This is a genomic window from Cytobacillus sp. T106 (genome assembly GCF_040492155.1).
In the GTDB taxonomy this organism is placed as follows: Bacteria; Bacillota; Bacilli; order Bacillales; family Cytobacillaceae; genus Bacillus_AB; species Bacillus_AB infantis.
Genome location: NZ_JBEUMK010000005.1, coordinates 197,190 through 221,464, shown reverse-complemented (window position 1 = coordinate 221,464; position 24,275 = coordinate 197,190). Strand labels below are relative to the sequence as shown.

General features: G+C 47.4%; 20 protein-coding genes and 2 riboswitches. Of the genes, 10 read left to right on the top strand and 10 right to left on the bottom strand.

Annotated features, from left to right (window positions below):
• Nucleotides 1-38 precede the first annotated feature (38 nt).
• Nucleotides 39-126, bottom strand: a riboswitch (cyclic di-GMP riboswitch).
• 142 nt (nt 127-268) lie between these two features.
• The 8 genes from ABU165_RS12565 to ABU165_RS12530 form a co-directional block, all read right to left on the bottom strand.
• Nucleotides 269-1,708 (bottom strand): TerD family protein, encoded by a 1,440-nt coding sequence (locus ABU165_RS12565; protein ID WP_311225853.1) that lies wholly within the window; start codon nt 1,706-1,708, stop codon nt 269-271.
• A 224-nt stretch (nt 1,709-1,932) separates the two neighbouring features.
• A complete protein-coding gene (locus ABU165_RS12560) occupies nt 1,933-2,148 on the bottom strand; it encodes a hypothetical protein (RefSeq protein ID WP_094768379.1) in 216 nt (71 codons plus the stop codon).
• Between the two features lie 361 nt (nt 2,149-2,509).
• Nucleotides 2,510-3,340, bottom strand: coding sequence for an aldo/keto reductase (locus ABU165_RS12555; protein ID WP_009795016.1), 831 nt, complete (start codon nt 3,338-3,340; stop codon nt 2,510-2,512).
• Nucleotides 3,341-3,420: 80 nt separating this feature from the next.
• Nucleotides 3,421-4,089 carry a P-II family nitrogen regulator gene (locus ABU165_RS12550; RefSeq protein ID WP_009795017.1) on the bottom strand — a complete coding sequence of 223 codons (669 nt, stop codon included), beginning with the start codon at nt 4,087-4,089 and terminating at the stop codon, nt 3,421-3,423.
• On the bottom strand, nt 4,090-4,815 hold the full coding sequence (locus tag ABU165_RS12545) for a DUF1538 domain-containing protein (RefSeq protein ID WP_009795018.1): 726 nt from the start codon (nt 4,813-4,815) through the stop codon (nt 4,090-4,092).
• Nucleotides 4,812-5,504, bottom strand: a complete 693-nt coding sequence (locus ABU165_RS12540) for a DUF1538 domain-containing protein (RefSeq protein WP_022543524.1) — start codon at nt 5,502-5,504, stop codon at nt 4,812-4,814. Before ABU165_RS12540 ends, ABU165_RS12545 begins: the two co-directional genes overlap by 4 nt.
• A 157-nt stretch (nt 5,505-5,661) precedes the next feature.
• Complete coding sequence (locus ABU165_RS12535) at nt 5,662-6,309, bottom strand: spore coat protein (RefSeq protein WP_009795020.1); 648 nt, start codon at nt 6,307-6,309, stop codon at nt 5,662-5,664.
• 131 nt (nt 6,310-6,440) lie between these two features.
• On the bottom strand, nt 6,441-7,046 hold the full coding sequence (locus ABU165_RS12530) for a DNA-3-methyladenine glycosylase (RefSeq protein ID WP_009795021.1): 606 nt from the start codon (nt 7,044-7,046) through the stop codon (nt 6,441-6,443).
• 163 nt (nt 7,047-7,209) lie between these two features.
• Between ABU165_RS12530 and proC the strand changes: the two genes are divergently transcribed.
• Both proC and ABU165_RS12520 read left to right on the top strand, forming a co-directional pair.
• Nucleotides 7,210-8,028 (top strand): pyrroline-5-carboxylate reductase, encoded by an 819-nt coding sequence (gene proC, locus ABU165_RS12525; RefSeq protein WP_009795022.1) that lies wholly within the window; start codon nt 7,210-7,212, stop codon nt 8,026-8,028.
• A gap of 2 nt (nt 8,029-8,030) precedes the next feature.
• Complete coding sequence (locus tag ABU165_RS12520) at nt 8,031-8,543, top strand: GNAT family N-acetyltransferase (RefSeq protein ID WP_009795023.1); 513 nt, start codon at nt 8,031-8,033, stop codon at nt 8,541-8,543.
• Nucleotides 8,544-8,552: 9 nt separating this feature from the next.
• Here ABU165_RS12520 and ABU165_RS12515 read toward each other — a convergent pair whose 3' ends face one another.
• Nucleotides 8,553-9,815, bottom strand: coding sequence for an ATP-binding protein (locus ABU165_RS12515; protein WP_009795024.1), 1,263 nt, complete (start codon nt 9,813-9,815; stop codon nt 8,553-8,555).
• 290 nt (nt 9,816-10,105) lie between these two features.
• A riboswitch (cyclic di-GMP riboswitch) is annotated at nt 10,106-10,188 on the top strand.
• Between the two features lie 72 nt (nt 10,189-10,260).
• Here ABU165_RS12515 and ABU165_RS12510 point away from each other — a divergent pair.
• The 8 genes from ABU165_RS12510 to ABU165_RS12475 all read left to right on the top strand — a co-directional run bounded on the left by ABU165_RS12510 (nt 10,261) and on the right by ABU165_RS12475 (nt 23,322).
• Nucleotides 10,261-11,880 carry a diguanylate cyclase gene (locus ABU165_RS12510; RefSeq protein ID WP_248137760.1) on the top strand — a complete coding sequence of 540 codons (1,620 nt, stop codon included), beginning with the start codon at nt 10,261-10,263 and terminating at the stop codon, nt 11,878-11,880.
• Nucleotides 11,880-12,926: a HEAT repeat domain-containing protein gene (locus ABU165_RS12505; RefSeq protein ID WP_009795026.1), complete on the top strand. Its 1,047-nt coding sequence runs from the start codon at nt 11,880-11,882 to the stop codon at nt 12,924-12,926. Before ABU165_RS12510 ends, ABU165_RS12505 begins: the two co-directional genes overlap by 1 nt.
• Complete coding sequence (locus tag ABU165_RS12500) at nt 12,926-14,338, top strand: glycosyltransferase family 2 protein (protein ID WP_022543525.1); 1,413 nt, start codon at nt 12,926-12,928, stop codon at nt 14,336-14,338. Before ABU165_RS12505 ends, ABU165_RS12500 begins: the two co-directional genes overlap by 1 nt.
• Nucleotides 14,335-17,589, top strand: coding sequence for a hypothetical protein (locus ABU165_RS12495; RefSeq protein ID WP_253616488.1), 3,255 nt, complete (start codon nt 14,335-14,337; stop codon nt 17,587-17,589). Before ABU165_RS12500 ends, ABU165_RS12495 begins: the two co-directional genes overlap by 4 nt.
• Nucleotides 17,586-17,957, top strand: a complete 372-nt coding sequence (locus tag ABU165_RS12490; RefSeq protein ID WP_009795029.1) for a response regulator transcription factor — start codon at nt 17,586-17,588, stop codon at nt 17,955-17,957. Before ABU165_RS12495 ends, ABU165_RS12490 begins: the two co-directional genes overlap by 4 nt.
• A complete protein-coding gene (locus tag ABU165_RS12485; RefSeq protein ID WP_318060181.1) occupies nt 17,944-20,814 on the top strand; it encodes a hybrid sensor histidine kinase/response regulator in 2,871 nt (956 codons plus the stop codon). Before ABU165_RS12490 ends, ABU165_RS12485 begins: the two co-directional genes overlap by 14 nt.
• Nucleotides 20,815-21,082: 268 nt before the next feature.
• Nucleotides 21,083-22,471: an L-cystine transporter gene (locus ABU165_RS12480; protein ID WP_094768364.1), complete on the top strand. Its 1,389-nt coding sequence runs from the start codon at nt 21,083-21,085 to the stop codon at nt 22,469-22,471.
• A gap of 110 nt (nt 22,472-22,581) precedes the next feature.
• Entirely contained in the window at nt 22,582-23,322 is a 741-nt protein-coding gene (locus tag ABU165_RS12475) for a class I SAM-dependent methyltransferase (RefSeq protein ID WP_035403173.1), read from the top strand.
• A gap of 29 nt (nt 23,323-23,351) precedes the next feature.
• On the opposite strand, the gene ABU165_RS12470 is transcribed toward ABU165_RS12475, so the two are convergent.
• Nucleotides 23,352-23,921, bottom strand: a complete 570-nt coding sequence (locus tag ABU165_RS12470; protein ID WP_224949857.1) for a YitT family protein — start codon at nt 23,919-23,921, stop codon at nt 23,352-23,354.
• Nucleotides 23,922-24,275: the final 354 nt, after the last annotated feature.

The following is a 24,275-nucleotide window of genomic DNA, read 5'->3' as shown; positions in this document are numbered from 1 at the left end:
AGGGTGTATGATTTATAAAAGTTTACAAGAATGATATTCTTGGCGGCCCGGCTGCCATGACAAATAACTTGTTTTAGGCCCGTGGCTTTGCGTCTTTTACTTTCGTAAAATTTGCCCTTAGTAAGATTAGCACTAAATCAGGGGAAAAATAAAGAGTTTGTTTATTGTTAATATTCTTACTTTAGCCACTCTCCGTTGTAGAGGGGAGTGATGACCTATGGGGAATTGCAGAAAAGAAGCAGCCTGGCCGGTTGGCCAGGCTGTGAGATTAAGAAAGGAACTCTGCCGGATTGAGCCCGAGCTCCCGGCAGATGTCACTGACTGCCTGCTGCTCATTCGGATCAAAATGTCCGTCTGCAAAGCCGATTGCGATACAATAGCGGGCCACCAGCCTGGCGATTTCCGGTTTCGTCCGTATCCTGCCAAGCGCTCTGAATGCCTCTGCCCTGCCGATCGAAGGATCGCGTTCAATCTTCTGGACGTACAGGTTAAACTGCTGAATGACCTTCTGCGTATCAAATACCCGAAGTTCATCACTCTGGTTGACGAATTCAACCATTTTCTGGCGTTCTGCCGGATCCAGCCTTCCATCAGCCATAGCTACAAGTGCACATGCTGCTACAATGGCCTCAAGGACGTCCTGGCTCTTGAATCGGTTAAAGAGGTCCTGGGCTTTTCTTTTTTGCTGGTTGGCCCATTCGGCGTAATCGGTCTGGGATGGAGACCAGGCATTGCCGCAGCTGTTACAGGTAAACTTCAGCTGTTTTTTTCCAATGAAGCCGCCCAATAATCCGACAGGCCCGAGGATCAGGCCGCCAATTGCCGCTTTACCGAGGCCGAAGCCCTTTTCGCCGGTGCGTACATTTGTGGAATGGCAGCGTGGGCATACAATTTCTTCTCCCCCATATCCCTGTGAGGAAGAGTAGGAAGGCTGTCCATAGGAAGGGGACGAATAGGAAGCTTGCGGCTGTGTCTGCTGATAGCTTCCTGAGCTATAGTTCTGCTGGGAGCTGCCTGTGTTATAGCCCTGCTGGTAATTTTGCCCTGCAGGAGCCTGCTGTGAAAAGCTCTGCTGGTAAGTCTGGTTCTGCCCGAAAGGCTGATTGCCATGTGAAGGCTGGGGAGCCGGTTCATCATCCACCGTCACGCCGAAATTACGGCAGAGGGCAGCCAGGCCGCCCTGAAAGCCGCTGGCGATGGCATTAAATTTCCATTCGCCATTATGCCTGTATAGCTCTGCTGCGACGATGGCCGTTTCAACGGTAAAATCCCTGCCAAGGTTAAAGCGGATAAGCTCTTCATTATTTTGTTCATTAAAAATCCGTACATACGCATTTTCAATATGGCCGAAGTTCTGCTGTTTTGCCTGAGCATCGTGGATGGTAATTGTAAAGGCAATCCGGTGGATCGAGTCCGGCACCCTCCGCAGGTCAATTCTGATTTGTTCATCATCTTGATTGCCCGCGCCTGTGCGGTTATCGCCGCTGTACAGGATAGAGCCATTCCCGCCGTTAGGGTTATTATAGAATACGAAATCGAGGTCACTATGTACTTTTCCTGATGCGCCTAATAAGAAAGCAGATGCGTCCAGATCATAGTTGGATCCCTGACGGCTGATATCCCAGCCTAATCCAACAACAACATTTTGAAGCCCGGGGCGGTTCTTGGTCAGATCGACCTTCTGCCCTTTGCTGAGCGTCACTCCCATAATTTCACTCCTTCTTTTCCAGGACCGGCGTAAGCCGTCTCTTGATAGAATCATATATTCCCAATATAACACAGTTCTTAAAGCGGTTTACAGCTTTGGCTGTGCGGACATGCCTCTTTTTATCATACGGGTCAAGGAAGGAAAAGTTTCAGGGGGAGGAGGTTCGTTCAAAGAAAAAAGCAGCTTCCCTGATTGGGGGAGCTGCCTCATGATTGGGCAATTTATTATCTGTCGACATAAGCCGGGCCTGAATGGTCCTGGCGGGTGTTTCCTTGGTCAGAATTCAAAAATGGAAGCTTTGATTTGACTTTGCTGATATTGTCTTCACCGAATGTAGACTTTACCTTATTCATAACCTTATCCCGAGATTCCTTGTTCCTGAACATATACGCAAGCGCACCCAGTGCCACTACCCCAGTCAGGGAATTTCTTTTGCTCATGGATTAGTCCTCCTTAGGTTTGATATTATTCCTTTCCCTTTGCAGGGGGAGATAAACAGTTATATTTTGCTAACTGGGTGAGCGAAGTTAAAGTTGCGATTATATCGAAAAGGGATTTGTATTAACTGGGTTAGAATGAAAAAAAGTTTGATAAGCCTGTTGATTGGAGTGGAAGGCACGTAGACTCCTGTGGGATTGCAGCGGCAGAGCTGAGACCCCGCAGCGCGTAAGCGTGAGGAGGCTCAGCGCCGCCCCGCGGAAAGCGAAGTGCCTGGAACGGAAATCAACAGCCAACATTCAGAGGCTATTAAGACAAAAAGGGATACAGAATGAACCCATTCCATACCCCTTTTGCATATTATTAGAAATTGAAGTTATCAGGATCGGCACCGACGCGTTCGTTTTTGTTGAGGGCATCGATTTTTTCCATGTCTTCTGAGGAAAGCTCGAAGTCAAAGATATCTGCATTTTCAATGATGCGGTGTTCTTTGACTGATTTCGGAATGGTGATGACCTCATTTTGAAGGTCCCAGCGCAGGATGATCTGGGCAGGGGACTTTTTGTGCTTTTCGGCAATCTCTGTAATAACAGGCTCATCCAGGAGCTGTCCCTGCTTAAGAGGAGACCAGGCTTCAAGCTGGATTCCTTTTTGTTTGCAGAATTCGCGGAGCTCAAGCTGGGCCAGATGCGGATGGTATTCAACCTGGTTGACCATCGGCACGATTTCCGCTGTTTCAAGCAGATCCTCCAGATGGTGTACATGGAAGTTGCTGACCCCGATTGCACGGACTCTGCCATCCTTATACAGCTTTTCTAAGGCTCTCCAAGTGTCTTTATACTTGCCTTTGACAGGCCAGTGGATCAGGTACAGATCGACATACTCCAAGCCAAGCTTTGAAAGGCTTTCGTCGAATGCAGCCAGTGTAGAGTCATAGCCCTGCTCAGAGTTCCAGACCTTAGTCGTGATGAATAGCTCTTCGCGCGGGGCACCTGATTCTTTTATAGCCTGTCCCACGCCTTCTTCGTTGCCATAGATGGCTGCTGTGTCAATGCTCTTGTAGCCGTTATTGATGGCTGCTTTGACTGAATCAATGACTTCGGATCCTTCCTGGACCTTGAAAACGCCGAGTCCGAACCAGGGCATTTCCACTCCATTATGCAGCTTTGTTGTGTCCTGCAAGCTTTTTGGCATATTGTTACCTCCCGGAAATTTAATTGCCTTTTTATTTTCTCACAAATGGGGATATTTACTATATTGATATGCTCAGAAATTTAATGATTGATGCCTGCTACCTGATCGACATCAAGGATAAAGGAAATCCCATTGCCAGGAACATTCAGCTCGACAGCATCGCAGATTGCCTGGAATACTTCCTGTGTCCGTCCGCTGTGGATGATGGTCAGCACAATCTCTTTTTCAGGCTCGATCAGCATATTGAATAAAGTGGCTTTTTCGTTGATGCCGATCCCTCTGCCGGAAATGATGGTTGCCCCGTCAGCCCCGGCATCTTTTGAGGCCTTTATAATCTTTTCGGCTTCCGAGCTTTTTACAATGGTCACAATCAAATCGTATTCTTTATCGGCTGGCTTCATATTGGCCGCTCCTTCCTCTGCTTCTGCATCAGCGGGGACTTCCGGGGACTGGACGCCGATGAATCCGTTAATATTGATAAGCAATCCAAGTCCTGTACCGGGCCTTTCAAAATGGAGATGGCTGCTGACTTCCGTAATGACTTCTTCAGCGGATTCTTCCTTGATCAGCATAAGGATGACTTCTTTCTCGTGGTTGATCTCCAATCCGAGAAATGAGGTTTGCTCATTTTTTCCAATTCCCCTTGCATATACAGTTGCCGCAGCAGCAAGCCCGGATCCCCGGGCAAGCCGGACAGCTTTTTTTGCAGTGCCTTTTTTTACGATGGCGATGAAAAGCTTGTAGATCATTTAAGAAGCACCTTCCTTCCTCTTGAACAGGAGCCCCAGGATCAGGACAGCCAGTATCGGTATAAGGGCGACCAGGGCGATCAGGCCAAAGCCATCTGTCAGGGGATCCCGCCCCTCAGTTACTGCGGCAGCGCCGACAGCCATTGACAGGATAAAAGTAACGGTCATCGGCCCTGTTGCTACACCGCCCGAATCGAAGGCGATGCTTATAAAGCTGGTGTTGGAAAAATAAATCAGGATCAGCACGAGTGCATATCCCGGCGCAAGATAGTACCAGAGAGAGAAGCCGTGATGGATGCGGAGCATGGCAAGGGCAATGGACAGACCGACTCCCCCTGAAAGGGTGATGAGCATGATTTTTTCTGAGATGTATCCCGATGTTACTTTTTCAACCTGTTTGTTTAATATTTTTACAGCTGGTTCTGCCAATGTAGTGACAAATCCGAGTACAAATCCAATTGGAATGATGATCCAGGAATATGGAAGATTACCCAGCTTCTTTCCCATTTCCTCCCCGATTGGCATAAAGCCGAGATGGACCCCGTGAAGGAAGAATGCCAGTCCGGCAAAAGCAGACAGAAAACCGGCAAGGATCTGGATGACCTTCTGTTTCTTTAATTTTAGAAAAAATATCTGAAATATGATGAAGCAAAGAAGAAGGGGAGCAAGGGCCAAAGCAACCTCTGTCAGAGTGCTGCCGAAACCATGAAATAGCTTGTCCATCATTTAAAGATCCCTCCCAGCAGCAGAACGGCCAGGATCGGTCCGATGCTGGCAAGGCCGACAAGGCCAAATGAATCGCCCGAGGATTGTTGGTTCCGGAAAACCTGGGCCACACCTACTCCGAGTGCCAAGATGAAGGGTACGGCGAGGGGCCCTGTCGTTACGCCTCCCGCATCAAATGAAATTGGCACAAATGACGATGGGGAGAAGATGCTGACAATAAAGACGATGGCATAGCCGGCTATCAAAATGGCGGTAACAGGGATTTTGTAAATGGTCCTGATCATAGCAAGGCCGACAAAAAGACCGACTCCGGCAGCCACGGATAATATGAGGGAAATGGACGATATCTTTCCTCCGGATACCTGGTCAACCTGTGTGGACAGTACCCTGACGTCAGGCTCTGCCAGCGTGACGGCAATTCCAAGGATGAATCCTGTGAGGATGATGACCCACGCTTTATTCGACTTCGGCAGGATTTTCCCAATCATCTCGCCTATTGGAAGAAGGCCGATATTGACGCCGATGAGGAAGAACATCAGTCCCAGGATGACAAAGAATAGGCCAAAGAGGAATGGAAGAAAGTCCTTGAAAGGCAATTGGATCAGGACAAGCTGCAGAAGGATGACTGCAGCAGAGACGGGAAGGATGGCAAGCAATGTTTCTTTGATGGATTCTTTAATTTCTTTCACATGAAGCGCCGCCTTTATTAACAATTTTTTTGTTTTTTATTTCTGCTTTTTTACCCAGTTTTACAGTTGCAGTAACAGCCTGTGGAAAAAAACATTTTCCAATTAATTGCGGTGGCGGATAAAAAAAGCAGGCACCCCATTGGGGCGCCTGCAGCGGTTATTGAAGGGTATTCATATTAGGCTGGTTCATCATTTGCTGTCCGCCTGCCTGGGTATAGCTTCCAAGCAGCTGTTCTGTATCCTGCGGCGCAAGCTGGGGAACCTGGTAATAATGCTTTTGATTCTGGTAGAGGAACAGCTCGTAAGCCATTTCTGCATAATTGGGAACACTATCAGCAAGCACACGCCTTACGACTGGGTTTGTGCACTCCAATGCGGCCATTGACAGCTGGGAGGCTGCACCTTTCATTAAAGCAAGCAGGTAGCCTGAATAGCATTGGTCGCCAATCTCGGAAGCTGACTGTTTTGGTGCAGCAGGCTGGGATGGCTGTAGTCCGTAGATGACGTCATGTGTTTCGCCCATCATATAGGTTGTAGTCGATACAGCCGGCTTTTGGCCGGTAGTGAAGCAGTCAACCATGGTGTTGTATTGGGTGATCATAAACTGCCTCTGGCGGTTTGCAATTTCCTTAAGCTGCGGATCCTGGATTTGCCCGCTGAACATAAGGTATTGATCGATTGCCGCTACGGTGCTTGAAAGGACCTCTTTCATGTCCAGCATCTCGTGTCCGCCATGATTCATATGTGCCGGGATCTGCTCATTTGTGTTCATTCCTGACTGTCCTTGCTGGTTAAACTGCTGCATCTGACTACCCCCAGTTTGTAATTTTTTCCCTCATGAAGGGCTGTGATGGTGAAGACCATACATAACTATTGTGGTTATTCCGTAGGGCAATCATGCGGGGCAGTTGCAGCTAAAAGAGGAATAAACATCCATCATGAGGATTCTATCTGATGGCGGGAAACATATGGGCTGCCTTTTACCCAGAAGCGCCACGGATAGTCTTTTGCTTCGCCGGAATTATCAATTCCAATCCTTTTTCCTTTAGCTATCTCAGCAGGGGTATAGCCTTCAGCAAGAATGAGGGGAGGCTCCGAAAAGAGGCGTCCATAATCCTCCATGGTGACGCCAAGGGCTTTCGTAAGCTTCCCTGGCCCGTTGGTCAAATTCTTCAGATTATCCATCTTTCTCCGCTCTTTCATCAGGGAAATTCCTTCAGCAGGTTCTATGGCCCTGATGAGAACAGCCTCCGGTTTGTCCTTTTCAGCGCTGACGACATTTAACAAACAGTGGGTATGCATAAGGTATGTGTAGGCGAACCCCGGACCGGCGTACATGACTTCTGTCCGCTTGGTCCGGCGGTTATTATAGCTATGTGCAGCCATGTCTTCGGGGCCTTTATAGGCTTCTGTTTCTACAATATATCCAGCGGCTGTACCATCAGGTGTTTCCTTTATCAAAAGACAGCCAAGAAGAGCCTTGGCAAGTTCAAGGGTCGGCTGTGTGTAAAATTCGGCCGGCAGTGGTGTCCTATCCATCATGATTCAACGCTCCTTCGGTTATTGCTGCAGAAAGAATTTTCCGCACAGTTAAGCGCGGAGCATTCCCATTTTACCCTCTAACACCCTGATATAACCGGAAGTTGGAATTGAAGCAGGCGAGGAAGTATAATATAGGGAGCAATTTATGTAGGGAAGTGGAAAAATGGATAAGAAAATCGGTTTTATAGGGTGCGGAAAGATGGCCCAGGCAATCATCGGGGGAATGCTGAAATCAGGGATCGCCCGGCCGGATGATATAGTTGCAAGTGCAAGGACGGAGAGTACTCTTGCCTATGTGAAAAATACATATGATATTGAAGTGACCCTTGATAATAAGAGAGCAGCTGAACAGGCTGATTTTTTATTTCTGGCAGTAAAGCCTGATGTTCATATGGAAGTGATTGAGGAAATCAGCGGGAGCGTTTCTGAAGATGCTATCATCATCACCATAGCGGCAGGGATCAGCCTTGCCTTTCTACAGTCTGCTTTCGGCAGGGAAATAAAAGCGATCCGTTCTATGCCCAATACCCCATCGCTTGTCGGGGAGGGGATGAGCGCCCTGGCTGCCAGCAGGCAGGTGACTGAAAAGGAACGGTTGGAGGCTGCAGAATTATTCGAAAGTTTTGGGAAAGCTGAGTTTATTGAAGAAAAACTGATGGACAGCATCCCTGCCATCAGCGGATCTTCACCTGCTTATGTCTATATGTTCATTGAGGCTCTTGCTGATGGCGGCGTCCTTCAGGGGCTTCCAAGGGAAACCTCGTACCGGCTGGCAGCCCAGGCAGTGCTTGGCGCAGCCAAAATGGTGCTTGAGACAGGTAAGCATCCGGGTGAATTGAAAGATCAGGTATGCACGCCTGGGGGAGCCACTATTGAAGCGGTAGCTGAGCTGGAAAAACAAGGCTTTCGGTCTTCGGTCATTTCGGCCATGCATAGCTGCACCGACAAATCAAGGCAGCTGGCAAAAAAACAGGCGGAATAGTCATGATTATCAGGACAGAGCAGGAAGCTGATTATAGCAGATCAGAACATGTCCACAGGCTTGCTTTCAGCCGTGAAAACGAAGCCGCCCTTGTCAGAGCCATCCGAAGCTCGGGGGAGTATATTCCTGAACTATCGCTAACAGCGGAAGATGGAAAGGATATCGTGGGCCATATCATGTTCAGCAAGGCAGTGATTGATACAGGGGAAGGGGAAGTGCCTACCTTGGCGCTTGCCCCGGTTGCTGTCATGCCCCAGCGGCAAAATGAAGGGATAGGATCCCTTCTTATAAGAGAAGGTTTGAAACAGGCGGAACTCCAGGGCTTTGCTCATGCCGTTGTATTGGGACATCCCGATTATTATCCGAGGTTTGGGTTCCGGCCTTCCACAGTTTTTGGGATTTTTTCACCTTTTCCTGTACCGGAAGAGGTATTTATGGTTATGGAATTTAAGGAGGGATCATTAACTGGAATCAGCGGGACGGTAAAGTACCCGCCATCATTTGATCATGTGTAAGAACAGCTGCTAATCAGGACATTTTTCAGCAGGAAGCAGGATGGTAAAGGAGGTGCCTTTATTCAGCATGCTTTCTGCTTTTATTTTTCCGCCCATTCCCTCAATGATCCGAAAGACCACCATCATTCCAAGCCCCGTCCCTTTCCCTTCTTTTGTTGAAAAATACGGTTCCCCCAGCCTGCTGAGCTGCCCGGAGGTCATCCCCTTGCCTGTATCAGATATCAGGAGCTCCGCTTTGTCGTCCTGCAGCTTTGCCGATATAGAGAGGACTCCTCCGCCAGGCATTGCTTCGATGGCATTTTTAAGAAGGTTTAGCAGGCATTGCTGAACCTTTGCATCTTCTCCTTTGATATATAATTCTTCCTCTGTGTCGCAATGGATTTCAACAGAATGGGCATTCCCGTAGGGTGTGATCAGTTCAACCGCTTTTCTGATTTCCCCTTCTAATGAAAAACATGAATTTGTTTCACAGTGCGGCTTGGCAAATGTAAGATAATCACTGATGATCACTTCCGCTCTGTTCAGCTCTTCAAGGGCTGTGTCTAAATAATAGGAACGCTTTCCTCCGCCTGGTTCTTCTTCTTTTAATAACTGGAGAAATCCTTTCGTTACGGTCAGGGGATTTCTCACTTCATGGCTAATGCTGGCAGCCAAATGGGAAATGACCTCCATTTTTTCTGTCTTCATTACCGCCCGGTTCAGCTGCTGGTTCTGTACGATCAGCTCAATGGTGTAGGCAGTCAAAAACGCCCCCAGTGTCTGGGTGATCGTATAAATGGCCATGAAACCGAGGCATTCCTTCAGTTCGGCTTTTGAAAACAATAGCATGAACGCTGCGATGGATACAAGAAAAGACAAGAGTGATACTGTAAGCAGCTTCCGCCGGGTGTCCATGATAATGAAGGATGGGTGAAGCTTATATACAATAAAGCCGGCAAACAAACCGGTGAGAATATTATAGGCCGCCCCGATCCCTCCGAGGGGAATGCGGATAAAGATGACAAAAATGAGCAGGGCGAGGATGACTCTGGGACCTCCGTATAATCCTCCCAGCAGGAATGGAATCCATCGCAGATCAAAAATAAAGCTGCTGTTCATCTTGATTGAACTGATCAGGCAAAGGGAAGCAGTTATGATGCTGATGCCGGCAATAATATACTCGCGGTGGCGCAGAAAAAGCGATTGAAGGCGGCTGGCAAAAAGGAGCTGGAAAGAAAGCATGACGATAAGAATGATCAGCAGGTTGAACAGCAGGTCTTTAATATGCTCCATTGCTTAGTCCTCCTATATTTAGATATATATTCCTAATTTTACAAATGCATGTCCAAATCGACAATATCATCTTATTGACAAAAAACCGCTTTAAGCGACATATTCAGACAAGGGAAAATGGTAATAATATACCATTTTTTCCAGGCGGCATATTGGCGTCTGCATCTTGTTGGTTTTTTCGGTATACTCAAGGCAAATGAATAAAATATATATTGACTTAATATGACAGGAATCATATATTTTAATTGGCTTGCAATTGTCTGTTTCGACAGAAAATGCAAGGGTGTTTTAAGAATATAGAACACTGTGATGAGCGGTTTTTATTTGCACTTTAAACCGCTTGGAGTGACTAGTGCAGCCGGCCAATGATCTATGATGGCTGGTTTTTATTTTGGCCGGGGCCTCTGCTTCCTGGCTGATGCTTAGGATGAAAGAGGTGCATTTAATGAAGCTTGATAAATACAAAACTTTATTGTTTCAAAAGATTAAGAATCAAATGACTCTTTGGTTTGAACAGGAAGCGGAAACTCCTGTGAACAACGAAGATGTTTACCGTTTCCTTCACTCCATCAAGGGGACAGCAGGAACTCTGCAGCTTGTCGGACTCCATCAGGTGGCAGGCAAACTGATGGACCAGGTGGAAAAGAGCAGCGAAAAAATCTGGGGAAACCGGGAGCTGCGGGATTTTTTATATGAACTGATGGGCCTGAGCTATGAATATGAACATTTCCAAAGAGAAGAGGAGAAACAGAGTCTTCCAAGGGATGAAAATATGCCATTGATCCAGGTGATTGATGATGATGTATCCATGCTGATCCTCCTTAAAGATGCACTGGAAAGCAAGGGCTGGATGGTTATGGCAAATACCGAGCCTGAAAAAGCTGTCGACCAATTCTTTGATATGAATCCCGACTGTCTTATCATCGATGTTAATCTACCGGGCAAAAGCGGGTTCCATGTGCTTGAGGATATTCAGAAGCATACGAATAAAAAGTTTATACCAAAGCTGATGATCAGCATAATGAATGACAGAGAAACGAGAATAAAGGCTTACAGGCTGGGGGCGGATGATTTTATTTCCAAACCTATTGACCTGGAAGAATTCCTTATAAAGGTAGAGCGGCATTTGGACAGGAAACAAATATTTGACCAGTCTGTCCTGATCGATGAATTGACGCAGGTATACAACCGCAGGTTCCTGAAGGATTCTCTTAAACGGTATTTAAAAGAACTAGAACGGAGCAATCAGTATTTTTCTATTGCCGTCCTTGATCTGGATCATTTCAAGCAGGTGAATGATATGTACGGCCATCCGGCCGGAGACCGTATCCTGTCGGAGTTTGCCCAGTATCTGAAGGATCATGTCAGGATTGGAGATATAGTGTTCCGCTATGGAGGAGAGGAATTCATCCTGCTGCTTCCGCGCACCAATGACCATGACAGCAAGGAGGTCGTCTCAAGGCTACTTTCCGGCTTCTCAAGCCGAACGTTCATAGAGGGCGGGGCGGAATTGAAAATGACCTTCTCGGCCGGTGTATATATGGTCCATGATCCTTCTGCTACTGTGGCAGAAGCAATCAAGACGGCTGATCAGGCTTTATATGAAGCAAAACGGAACGGCCGGGCCAGGGTGGAAAGTGCCAATAAATTGATCGGCGGCCATTCAAGGAAGGTTCTGAATGTATCTGTCATTGATGATGATGCAATCATCAGGACCATGCTGATGAAAATCCTGCAATCCATGGAATTCGAGCATACCAGCCTGGATATCCAGGTGTATGAGGATGGACAGAAGTTCCTTCAATCCGGCCGTATGGAGCAGAAAGGGGAGCATTTCCTTATTTTGGACGGAATCATGCCTGTAATGGATGGGACGGAAGTTCTCCAGAAGGTGAAGGAAAATCGGAATGCAAGCCGCGTCCATGTTTTAATGCTGACAGGCAGAAAAACGGAATACGATATTGCCAGGGCACTGAAGCTGGGGGCAGATGATTATGTGACAAAGCCGTTCAGCATCACTGAGCTGCAGGCAAGAATTCATCGCCTGATCCAGAGGATGTCATAATGAGACTAGATCAGGAACTGTTTGTTCTCGCTGCAGCGGCCCTTTCCATTACAGGAATATTGACAGTCATACTGGTGTATCTCGTGATTAGAAAAGCTTTTGAAATAACAGCAAGGCGGAAGGTTGAAGATTGGAAGCAAAAACTGAACCTTCCGCTGTTTTCTTTTTTATATGAAGGGAAGCAGCTGGAGGAAGCTGCCCTGGCTGACCGGGCAAGCCTGCTGGCTGCTGAGGAGCTCCTCGGTCATTATGCGGATATCCTTGAAGGGGAGCAGGAAAAAGAAAATCTTTCTTTTTTTGCAGAGTCCTATCTTAGGGGCCATTATGCCAAAGGACTTCAAAGCAGAAAGTGGAGTACGCGGATAAATTCGCTTTATCATATAGAGGATTTCCATTTGAAAAGTCTGGAGGGAGAAGTACTGCGGATTGCCGAAAGCGGGGGAAGCTCAACTTCTGAAAAAGTCCAGGCCTTCAAGATCCTGGCAGATTTCCAGAGTGAGAATCTATTCATGCTGCTGGATTCCCGGAGTTTGCCGTTCTCGGAATTCGATCTCAGGAATATTCTAATCCGGCTTGATGACAAAGGTTTTGGCCGATTTGTTGAAGGCTTTAGAACTTCTCCGGAAAGACTGCAGTTTGCTGTATTGGATGTGATTGCTGTCAACAAGCAGCTTGGTTATCTTCGTTTTGTGGAAGAGGTGTTCATGTCCGAGGCGGGGGAAATGAGGCTCCGGGCATTGAAGGCATTAGCTTCAATAGGATATACAGAGGATATAGCCCCTTATGAGGAACTCGCTGAATCTTCCAGCTGGCAGGAACGGATGCTTGCCGCCAAGCTTTTCGGCAGCTTAAAAGACGAAGGGCTGCTCCCAAGGCTGGCAGAAATGCTGCACGATTCATCCTGGTATGTAAGATCACAGGCAGGCCAGTCTATCTTGGCTTTTTCAAAGGGGAAAGAAATATTGCAGAAAGTAATTGATAGTTCGCATGATCCTTATGCCAGGGATATGGCTTGGGAATGGATGCAAAAAGGGGAGCGGCACTGATGCTGGCAGTTTTATGGGAGAATGCCGCTTTGTTTTTTGGCTGGTTCATCGCTGTTTATATGGTGATTGTCATCTTTTTTTACACAGTTGTTCTTGCTATTTCGATGGTTCAGCTGCGAAGGGAATACCGTCTTAAGCGCGACCGGATCTATGAGGAATATATGAGTGAGATTTATACAAAGCCTGTTTCCATCATTGTCCCTGCCTATAATGAAGAAGCTGGGATCATCCAGAGTGTCAGGTCCCTTTTGAGCATCAGCTATCCTGAGTATGAGATTCTGGTTGTGAATGACGGATCGAAGGATGGAACACTGGCAAAGATGATAGGGCACTATGAAATGATAAAAGTGGATAAGGCTGTCAGAAAGCAGGTGGAGACAAAGGAGATTAAAGGTATTTACCAGTCCCGCCTGCTGCCTAATTTATACTTGATCGATAAGGAGAATGGAGGAAAAGCCGATGCGCTCAACGCCGGCTTGAATATCTCCCATTATCCTTATATCTGTTCCCTGGACGGGGATTCTGTCCTGGAGCATGATGCGTTCCTTAAGGTGATGAAGCCGATCATTGATTCGAATGAAGAGGTGATTGCATCCGGAGGAAGCATCAGGATTGCGAATGGCTGTGAAATCAAGGATGGAAACCTGCTGAAGGTAGGGCTTGCCAGGGAACCGCTCGTCATCATGCAGATCATTGAATACCTGCGGGCTTTTCTGATGGGCCGCATCGGGCTGAGCCGTCATAATCTGCTGCTGATCATTTCGGGTGCATTTGGCGTTTTTTCAAAACGTTGGGTGCTGGAGGCAGGCGGGTACAGAACCGATACTGTCGGCGAGGATATGGAGCTTGTGGTCAGGATGCACCGGCTTATTAAAGAAAAAGGGCTGAAGAAGCGGATCGTCTATGTCCCCGACCCGGTCTGCTGGACGGAAGTGCCGGAAAGCGCGACTTTCCTGAGGAAGCAGAGGGGCAGGTGGCACAGGGGGCTGTTCGAAAGTTTGTGGACTCACCGGAAGCTGACCTTTAATCCGAAATATGGGGCAATCGGGTTCATCTCCTTCCCGTATTTCTGGGTTGTCGAATTTTTCGGGCCGATTGTCGAGCTGCTTGGCTATGCCTATGTGGTGCTGTCACTGTTCCTTGGGGGGATTTATCTGGAGTTTGCCATTCTGATCTTCCTGCTTTCCTGCCTCTACGGTTCTATTTTTTCAATGGCAGCGGTTTTGCTTGAAGAATGGAGCCTGCGCAAGTATCCGAAGGTGTCTGATTTGCTGAAGCTGTTCTTCTACTCTCTGACAGAAACCTTATGGTATCGCCCTCTAACAGTATTTTGGAGGTGCGAGGGCATCTGGAAGCTGATCAGGGGAGATAAGAGCTGGGGAGAAATGAAACGAAAAGGTGTGTCTGAATGAAAAAAATGTTTACGAAATCACAGGCTGCCGTATTCGGTGTGGTCGTCGGCATTCTTTTGCTCCTGACAAGTCCTTTCTGGCTGTGGCAGCTTGCACCGGACAAGACGCTAGAGGCATTGATCATTGATAAAACCGTGCCTGATGAAACTTACCGGGAGCATAAAGGCCTTGTCTGGATTCTGAACAATGGCAAATGGCAGAGAAGAAATGGCGAACATTATGAGGTAAAGAGCGACTACAGCGGGTTTAAGCCGCTTGGGGAAGATGAATATAAAGTAAAGCCGCTTCCGGAAAATCTTGAAAAATATGATGTCTTTTATCTCGCTGACCAATACGGTGTGTATGAAGAGGAATTTTTCGGCAGCAACAGTCTGGGCGAAAGATCGGACAGCATCTATGGTGGCCTTCAGGCTGAAGAGGCTGACAGGCTAAGGGATGCCCTTATTCATTCAGAAGGAAAGACGCTGATTGCTGAATTCAATACTTTTGCAGACCCGACAGATGATGCTGCCCGGGAGAAAATCACCTCGCTCCTGAATATCAGCTGGAGCGGCTGGATAGGCAGATATTTTCCTGACCTGTCATCTGATGAAGTCCCTGTCTGGGTGAAGGAACAGGAAAAGAGCTGGGATTATGAAGGCCCTGGCCTTGTACTGGTCAACAAAGACAATCATATTGTGGTATTCGGCGAAGAGGACCTCGAGGGAGAAGGTGCCCTTTTCAGCTACACCGAAGCAGGGGCTGAGAAGCTGGGTGCAGAGGGGGAGTCCCGCTATTCATACTGGTTTGATATTGTTGAAGCGAATAACCAGGAGGAAGTACTGGCAACCTATCAGCTTCCCCTTAAAAAGGAAGCAGAAAAAGAACTGGAGGGATACGGGATCCCATCCGTCATCCCGGCTGTCATCCAGCATGTGAATGCAAAATATTCTTCCTATTATTTTGCAGGTGACTTTGCGGATGAAGCGGAGGTTCCCGGTATTTATCAGACAAAGGGTCTCGATGTCTGGAAAGGGAATTTCAGCTCACGGGATTCTTTCTATTGGAATACGTATGTCCCGTTGATGAAAACAATCCTGGAAAGAGGCACCGGCCTGCATCATGAGCAGGAAAAGCCGGAAATTGCCGGGCAGAACGGGATCATAACGAACAGCAGGACCGGAAGCGAGTATATTCAAGTCCGTAAAGGCGGCAAGTGGGAAAATCTCCTGATTAAAGGCGTTAACATGGGCATAGCAAAGCCAGGCTCTTTTCCAGGGGAAACGGCCATTACGAAAGATGAATATCTCCGCTGGTTCAAGGCAATAGGAGCCATGAACAGTAATGCCGTACGTGTTTATACCCTCCATCCGCCAGGTTTCTATGAAGCTTTTTATGAATATAATCAAACTGCTGAACACCCGCTGTATTTATTCCATGGAGCGTGGGTGAACGAAGAGAATCTTGTCAGTGAACAAAATGCCTACAGCAGACTTGTAACAGATGATTTTAAAACTGAATTGAAGCATATGGTGGATATTATCCACGGAAACGCAAGCCTGCCGGAACGGCCGGGCCATGCTTCAGGGGAATATAAGTATGATATATCGGAGTATGTGCTGGGATTCATGATCGGGATCGAGTGGGATCCTGAAGCAGTCTTACAGACAAATGCAGGCAATGAAGGGAAGGGCTCTTTTTCCGGGAAATATTTTCAGACTGAAAATGCCTCCCCGTTCGAAGGCTGGATCGCCCGGATGATGGATTATACGGCAGAGTACGAATCAGGGCAATATGGATGGCAGCATACAATGAGCTTTACAAACTGGGTGACCACTGATCTTCTGGACCATCCGGCCGAGCCTTCGGAGGATGAAGACAAAGCAGTGGTGGATCCGAATCATATCCTGCCGGCGGAAGGATTTATAGCCGGGATGTTTGCTTCCTACCATATCTATCCTTACTATCCCGATTTCCTGAATTATGAAAAGAAGTATGTGAATTATATAGATTCACAGGGAGAAAAAAATAACTATGCCGGATATCTGAATGATTTAAAAAAGGTCCACTCTATGCCAGTCCTGGTGGCTGAGTTCGGCGTTCCTGCTTCAAGGGGAATGACTCATGAAAATGTAGACGGGATGGACCAGGGGCATCATTCGGAAGAAGAGCAGGGGGAAATAAACAAACGCCTCTTCGAATCTATTATGGATGAAGGCTACGCCGGCGGCCTTGTATTTACTTGGCAGGATGAGTGGTTCAAGCGTACTTGGAATACGATGGATTATGACAATCCTGACAGGCGGCCGTTCTGGTCCAATATGCAGACGAACGAGCAGCACTTTGGGCTGCTGGCGTTTGAGCCCGGCAAATATGAAGCTGGCATCTATCCGGATGGTCTTACAGGCGATTGGGATAAGCTTGGTGCAGAGCCCCTCTTTAAAAGCAGCCAAAAAGAAGATGCAATAAAGGCTTTATATGCGGCATCAAATGAAGAATACCTTTATCTCCGCCTCGACTACAGCAGGCCTCTGGATTGGGGAAGGGACAGCACGCATCTGCTGCTTGATACTATCAAGGATCAGGGGCAGAGAACTGTCCCGCTTGGAAACGAAGCTGAAGCTGCTGCCGATTTCGGGGTCGATTATTCTATTAATCTTACAGGGGAAGATACATCGAATATGATGGTAGACAGCTATTATGACACTTTCTATTATCAGTACGGAGAGCTGCTGAATATGCTCCCGGAAAGACCATATGCAGCTCAAAAGGATAATGGGATTTTCCATCCGATCAGATTGGCTTTGAATAAAGAACTGACGATTCCATCTACCGGAAAAACCCTTCCGTTTTCTTCTTATGAAACAGGGAAACTTATGTTCGGCAATGCCAATCCGGAAAGTGAAGATTTCAACTCCCTGACCGATATAAGTATAAGTGATGACAGGAAAACGCTGGAGCTGAGGATTCCGTGGCTGCTCCTGAATGTAAAGGATCCAAGCAGCCGGGAAATACAGGGAGACCTTTGGCAATCCGGCCTATCCGGAAGCAGCATCATCGAGTCTATCACAATAGGTGCAGCCGTCACAGAAAATGGAAAATTGGCAGGCACCGCTCCGGCAATGACTGATGGAGTAATAAAGGAAGAAGATTCTTTCAAATATTCCTGGAAAAGCTGGGAGGAGCCGCAATACCATGAAAGGCTAAAGCAGTCCTACTGGATCATGAAAGATGCATTCAGTAAAGCAGCTGCTGGAGGAGGAGCGAAATGAACAGAATTTTACTGGCAGAAGATGAAGATATATTGAGAATGCTGATTGTGGATACGCTGGAAGACGGCGATTTCGAAGTGGATGAGGCAGCAGATGGACAGGAGGCGCTGGATTTATTTCAGTCAGGAGATTACAGCCTCCTGATCATTGATTATATGATGCCTGTATACACGGGGCTTGAGGTCATCGAAAAGATAAGGGCCAATAGTGAAAAAAATCATGTCAAGATTCTCATGCTGTCAGCAAAAAGCCAGCAGTTTGAGCAGGACAGGGTGCTGGAAGCAGGGGCCGATTATTTTATGGCCAAGCCGTTCAGCCCGCTGGAGCTCCTTGAAAAGGTAGAGGAAATACTGAATGAAAATCAATGATTATTTTAAAAAGAGCCTATCGAGGCAGTTTGCCGGGTTAATGGGTGTCTTTATTTTCTTTTTCATTGCCGGAACGATTGTGCTGGTCATCCTGCAGCAGAACCTCGGCGATTCTTATAATGAAAAGCGGGCTGAACTCGTTAAAAAGGAAGCGCTCGTCCAGGAAATCGACAGTACCTTCAATCGTGTATTCTTTGATGTAAGAGGCTATTTGGCATTTGACAACGATGATATGAGGATCAGCGCACAGTCAAAGCAGCCGGAGCTGAGAAAGATGGGGAAGCAGCTGGATGAACTTGCTGCCTCCCAGGATGATAAGGCATATGCGAGAGAAGTAAGGGAGTTTATTGATTACTATTTTATTGAAAAACTGCCTGCTACGGTAAACTATTTTGAAACCGGGAGAATAGAAGAGGTCAAGAGATTGGCAAGCACCGGAGCGACTGCGAGGGTAAATACTTTCCAGGATGATTCGCTTAAATATCTGCAGGGAATAAATGACCAGCTTAATGAAGAAGCGGAAGGCCTGATGGAGAAGCAATCTTATATCCAGATGGGCTTTGTCTTATTCAGCTTTGTCATCCTTGTCCTTTTGGCACGGATTACCCGGGTAATGTTCCGTAGAGTCGGACAGCCGCTTGCTGACTTTGCAGCTGCTGCCAATGAGATTGCGGCAGGGCGCGAAGCAGTGATAACCGTCGAATCCAGCAGAGAGGATGAACTCGGCGCATTATCGGTCGCATTCCAGAAAATGGTCTGGAGTGTGCAGGACAAAGAACAGGACCTGACTGCCCAGAATGAAGAGCTGCTCGCCCAGCAGGATGAGCTCCAGGCCCAGCAGACTGAGCTGGAGGAGATGCTCGAAGCTTTGCGCGAGAACGAGCTGAAGCTGAAGCGGAGGAATGACTTGACGAATGGAATTTCCAGCTCCCTGGACCTTCAGAGCATCCTTGACAGCATTGTGGTCAATATGTGCGGAATCATCAGTGCCGATAGAGGGATGATCGGACTTCTGAACACAAAGGCAGCAGCGGCTTACGCCATTTCAGCATCAGGTGTGGAGCAGTTTATGGACCACATTGAAAACGGGCTTCACGAAAGGCTGATCCAGTCAAAAAAATCCTTTGCCATAAAAAGGGAGCTGCTGGCTGGAGAAAAGGGTTATCATGAGGAAGTGTCCTACAGCTATGATTTATATCTGCCAGTCATTTCCTCCAAGGACGAGGTTATAGCAGTGATGCTGTTCAGCCGCTTCGGATCTCCATTCTCGGAGAAGCAGATGGATGAATATGAAGCATTATCCAGGCAGGTAGGAATCAGTCTGGACAATATCAGCTTATACAGCCAGTCAGAGGAAGAACGGAAGCTTAACAAAGATATCCTGAATACAGTCCAGGAGGGCATCCAGATGGTGAGCCGCTCAGGGGCCATCCTGCAGGCGAACCGCCAGCTGGAAGAGATGTTCACCTGCCCGGGTGCTGCCGGAAGGCTGGAAAATCTCCCATGGGAAATTTGGTCGGCCGAAATGGCAAATAAGGTTGAGCAGCCTGATGAATTTTTGGCTTTCCTTCAAAATGCGGTTCATAGTGACAGCTGTGAGATGGAGAGCATCATCTATCAAATGAAGCAAACGGGGCAGGTCATCAAAATGTACTGCGAAGGCCTCGGGCAGGAAGATGAAAGGATCGGCACCGTGCTGGTGCATCGCGACATAACAAAAGAATTTGAAGTCGATCAAATGAAGTCTGAGTTTGTGAGCACTGTCAGCCATGAGCTGCGCACACCGCTCGCGAGCATCCTCGGCTTCACCGAACTGATGCTGAACAGAGAGCTGAAGCCTGATAAGCAGAAAAAATATTTGACGACCATTTATAATGAAGCCAGGAGGCTGACTTCCCTCATCAATGATTTCCTTGATGTCCAGCGGATGGAAGCCGGAAAACAGACATATGAGAAGAAATATCTCAGGCTCCTGCCAATCATTGAGCAGGTTATAGAAAAACAGCAGATCAATACAGATATCCACAAGATAAAAATTGATGACCGTTCTATAGGAAATGATGTGATCCTGGGAGATAAGAGCAAGGTGGAGCAGGTATTCACCAATCTGATCTCCAATGCTGTCAAATATTCTCCAGGCGGCGGGGATATAATCATCAGGCTCTATCAGGAAGATAAGTCTGTTCTGGCAGAAGTGGAAGATAAGGGCCTCGGTATACCGGAGGATGCGCTGGATAAACTGTTCACCAAATTCTACCGTGTGGATAATTCCGACAGGAGAAGGATCGGCGGTACAGGGCTCGGGCTCTCGATTGTCCAGGAAATCATGAAGGCGCACAGCGGCAGCATTTCCGTTGCCTCAAGTTATGGAAAAGGAAGCATCTTCACACTCTCATTTCCTCTGATTGAAACTGCTGAGGAACCAGGGGCTATATCAGTGCCGAAAGCCTCTGCAGAAGGCTACCGCGTTATGGTAGTGGAAGATGACCAAAGCCTGGCGGAGCTGATTATCCAGGAGCTGTCTGACAGCGGTTTCCAGGTAGTTCATTATAAAAGGGGACAGGAAGCCCTGGATTTTCTTGCCCTCCATACACCTGATGCGATCGTGCTTGATATCATGCTGGAGGAAGAACAGGTGGATGGCTGGAGGATCATGGAGCAGATAAAGGAAAATGACAGGCTTAAGAACATACCTATCATTGTTTCCACGGCTCTTGATGAAAAAGAAAAAGGCTTTTCGCTTGGTGCGAATGATTATTTGGTCAAGCCTTACAAGCCGAGCCAGCTGTCCAGGGCAATCATGCAGACTCTCCTCAAAATCGGCAAGGTTGGGCAGATTCTCATTCCTGAAAAATAAGAACAGACAAACAAGCACCCCGGCTGCAGGTTCTGCCTGCAGATTGAGGGTGCTTGTTTGCTGTCCCAGCCTCATTTTTATATAGTAGTCCTCTTAGATAGAAGCAATCTTAACCAAGCTGCAGTGCGCATATATTTGCGCAAGAGCTCATATATAAGAAGTGCTTTAAAATATATTGCAAGAAAGGAGGATATCCAGGCAATCCCGATTTGACAGATGGGAATATATGAAATAAAGTGTGTTTATAGAAAATATTAGGAGGGATAGTATGTCTGCGGTATATATTATAGTGAATATTGCCATTATGCTTTTATTGATTTATGGGCTATATGTGATGCAGAAAAAACATATATCGTTCTCCAAGCGTGTATTCACTGCACTTGGAGCGGGGATTATATTCGGCTTTGCCCTGCAGTTCATTTACGGATCCGGTTCGGAAGTAATCGCCGAGTCGGCTGAGTGGTTCAATCTTGCCGGGGGAGGATATGTCAGATTTCTGCAAATGATTGTCATGCCGCTCGTCTTTATTTCAATCCTGGCTGCTTTTACGAAACTGAAGCTGACCAATAATATTGGAAAAATCAGCACCCTGATCCTTGGGATCCTGGTTGGGACCACGGCAATTGCGGCTGCTGTCGGCATCACTGCCGCGCTTGGCTTTGATCTGGAGGCAGTGCAGATTACACAGGGAGAAGCGGAATCTGCAAGGGCTGAACAGCTTGAGCAGCGGTACGGGGAAATTCAGGACCGCACTTTCCCGCAGCAAATACTGGATCTTCTGCCTGCCAATCCATTTCTGGATTTCACAGGTGCGCGGCCTACGTCCACCATTTCTGTTGTTATATTTGCCGCCTTCCTGGGGATTGCCTATCTTGGCGTAAAACGGAAAACACCTGAGCATGCGGAGCTTTTTGCGAGAATAGTAGATTCTTTTTACAGCATTATCATGAGGGTCGTTACATTGATTCTCCGCCTTACGCCATACGGGGTTCTGGCCATCATGGCAAAGACCGCGGCTACCAGCGATCTTGATAGCATCCTGAATCTTGGCAAATTTGTCGTTGCTTCCTATGCAGCTCTCATTGTTATGTTCCTGATTCACCTGCTGCTGCTGATATTGGCAGGCCTGAATCCTGTCACTTACATGAAAAAAGCTTTCCCTGTCCTGGCTTTTGCCTTCACATCCAGGACGAGTGCTGGAGCACTGCCGCTGAATATTAAAACTCAGCGGTCACTCGGGGTATCTGAAGGGATAGCCAACTTCTCAGGTTCATTCGGCCTTACTATCGGCCAAAACGGATGTGCCGGAATTTATCCGGCGATGCTGGCAGTCATGATTGCGCCTACAGTAGGGATCGACCCTCTTTCACCGTCATTCCTGCTGTCTGTCATCGCCATCGTCGCCATCAGTTCTTTTGGCGTAGCAGGCGTAGGCGGCGGAGCTACCTTTGCGGCACTGCTTGTCCTTTCAGCACTCAATCTGCCGGTAGGGCTTGCAGGCCTGCTCATTTCCATCGAGCCCCTCATTGATATGGGGCGGACAGCGGTCAATGTATCCGGAAGCATGACATCCGGCATTCTCACAAGCCGTTTGACTGGGGACATTGATACTGCAGCTTATAATGATGCTGCTAATAAAATTGAAGCAGAAGCTTGATTGGAAAGGCCGGGGGGCTCCCTCGGCTTTTTCTGTATAAAAACGAAATGAGTGGCAGAAGAACGCATGTCCCATTACAATTAAGGAAAAAAAGGAGTTCGGACGTGAAAATGGATAACTTTGAAGAATATGAAGATCCTGTTTTATATGATATTGAGAACAGCTGGACAGGGGAGCTGCATCTGCTGCTGGAGCTTTTGGAAGGTAAAAGGGGGCCGGTCATCGACCTGGCATGCGGGACAGGGAGGCTCGCTATCCCGCTGGCTGAAAAGGGTTTTGAAGTGACAGGCGTCGATATACATAAAGGCATGCTCGGCAGGGCGGCTGAAAAAGCGAAAGGGCTTCCCATCAAATGGATCTGCGGGGATGTAAGATCGGTGGATCTGGATTTGAAGTCTGGGCTAGTTTACATGTCCGGCAATTCCTTTCAGCATTTTTTGACCAATCAAGACCAGAACAGACTGCTGGAAGCCGTTGTAAACCATCTGGACAAAAGCGGGCTGTTTATCTTCGATACCCGTTTTCCTTCTGCAGAAGAATTGCTTCAGCCTGAAGGAGAGGAATATTGGAAAACCATCACTGGAAAAAGCGGGGAGCAAATAAAGGTTTCTACGATAAGCAAATACGACAAGTTAACACAGATCCAGCATTACCAGACAATCCGAAGGAGCGATCTGGAAGAGACAGTAAAGAATATTTTTCTGAGATATACATATCCGCAGGAAATGGAACGTCTGCTTGAAAGCTGCCGCCTGGAGATAATCCAGGTCTATGGAGGCTGGGACAAAAGGGCGCTGACTGCCCGGTCTGAATCCTTGGTCTATGTATGCAAACTGGCTGAAGAAGCCTGATACAGGCTCCTTCAGCCAGTTTGCCGGGGCTATGCCCCTGCTGCTGAATGCCGGCCCCGATTCATCATGATCGTCAGGATTGCCACACTGATGATGGTCAGGAACGAATAGAAAAAATGCGTCCATCCGACTGCTTTGATTCCTGATGAAATAATCAGCGCATCCATCATAAAGATGATCAGACCCACATTGACAGAAAATGCTTTTGAGAGAAGCTGTGCAAGCAGATCAGAGCCGCATGTGCTTGTGTCATACCGGAGCATGAGTCCGATTCCGCAGCCGACCAGTATTCCTCCAATAACAGCGCTTGGCAGTATCCCCAGCGGCATGGTTCCTTTGATAGGTTCAAAGAGGTCAATAAAAATAGAGGAAGCCAGCAGACCGGACAAACTGTAAAAGAAATACTTGCGGTGATAAAACCAGGCCGCTGTATAAACAGGGATGCTGAGGCATACCAAAGACAGGCCCGGGGGGAAATCATAATAATAGTGCAGAATCAGGCCAAGCCCGATAAAACCGCCATCCAGCAGATGATGAGGAATGATGAAGCCATTGATGCCAATCCCCATTAGAAAGCTTCCCATTATGATAGCAGTCATTTTATGTACCATCTCTCACATCACCTTATCTTGTCCTGTCCTATAAAGAAAAGTATGTGCGAATTGTACATTTAGAACGTCACCTTAAGGGTCATAAATTGAAAGCTGAGACTGGAAGGCTTCTGTTCAATCCTGCTCCTGCAGCTGCTGACAAGGCAGTAATTTTCAGTAGAAGAGGGAGGAAAATAACAGGAAGATACAGCCCGTACTCCTATATTTGTCGGGCGCTGCTGCCCATGTTCCAAAAGTTGGTAATGGGTGATTGGTATCTTTTCGCGAAAATATCAGCTATAATGCCCACTATATAAGAAAATTATAGAAATAGCCCTTATCAGGAGGGCGAAAGGGGACGGA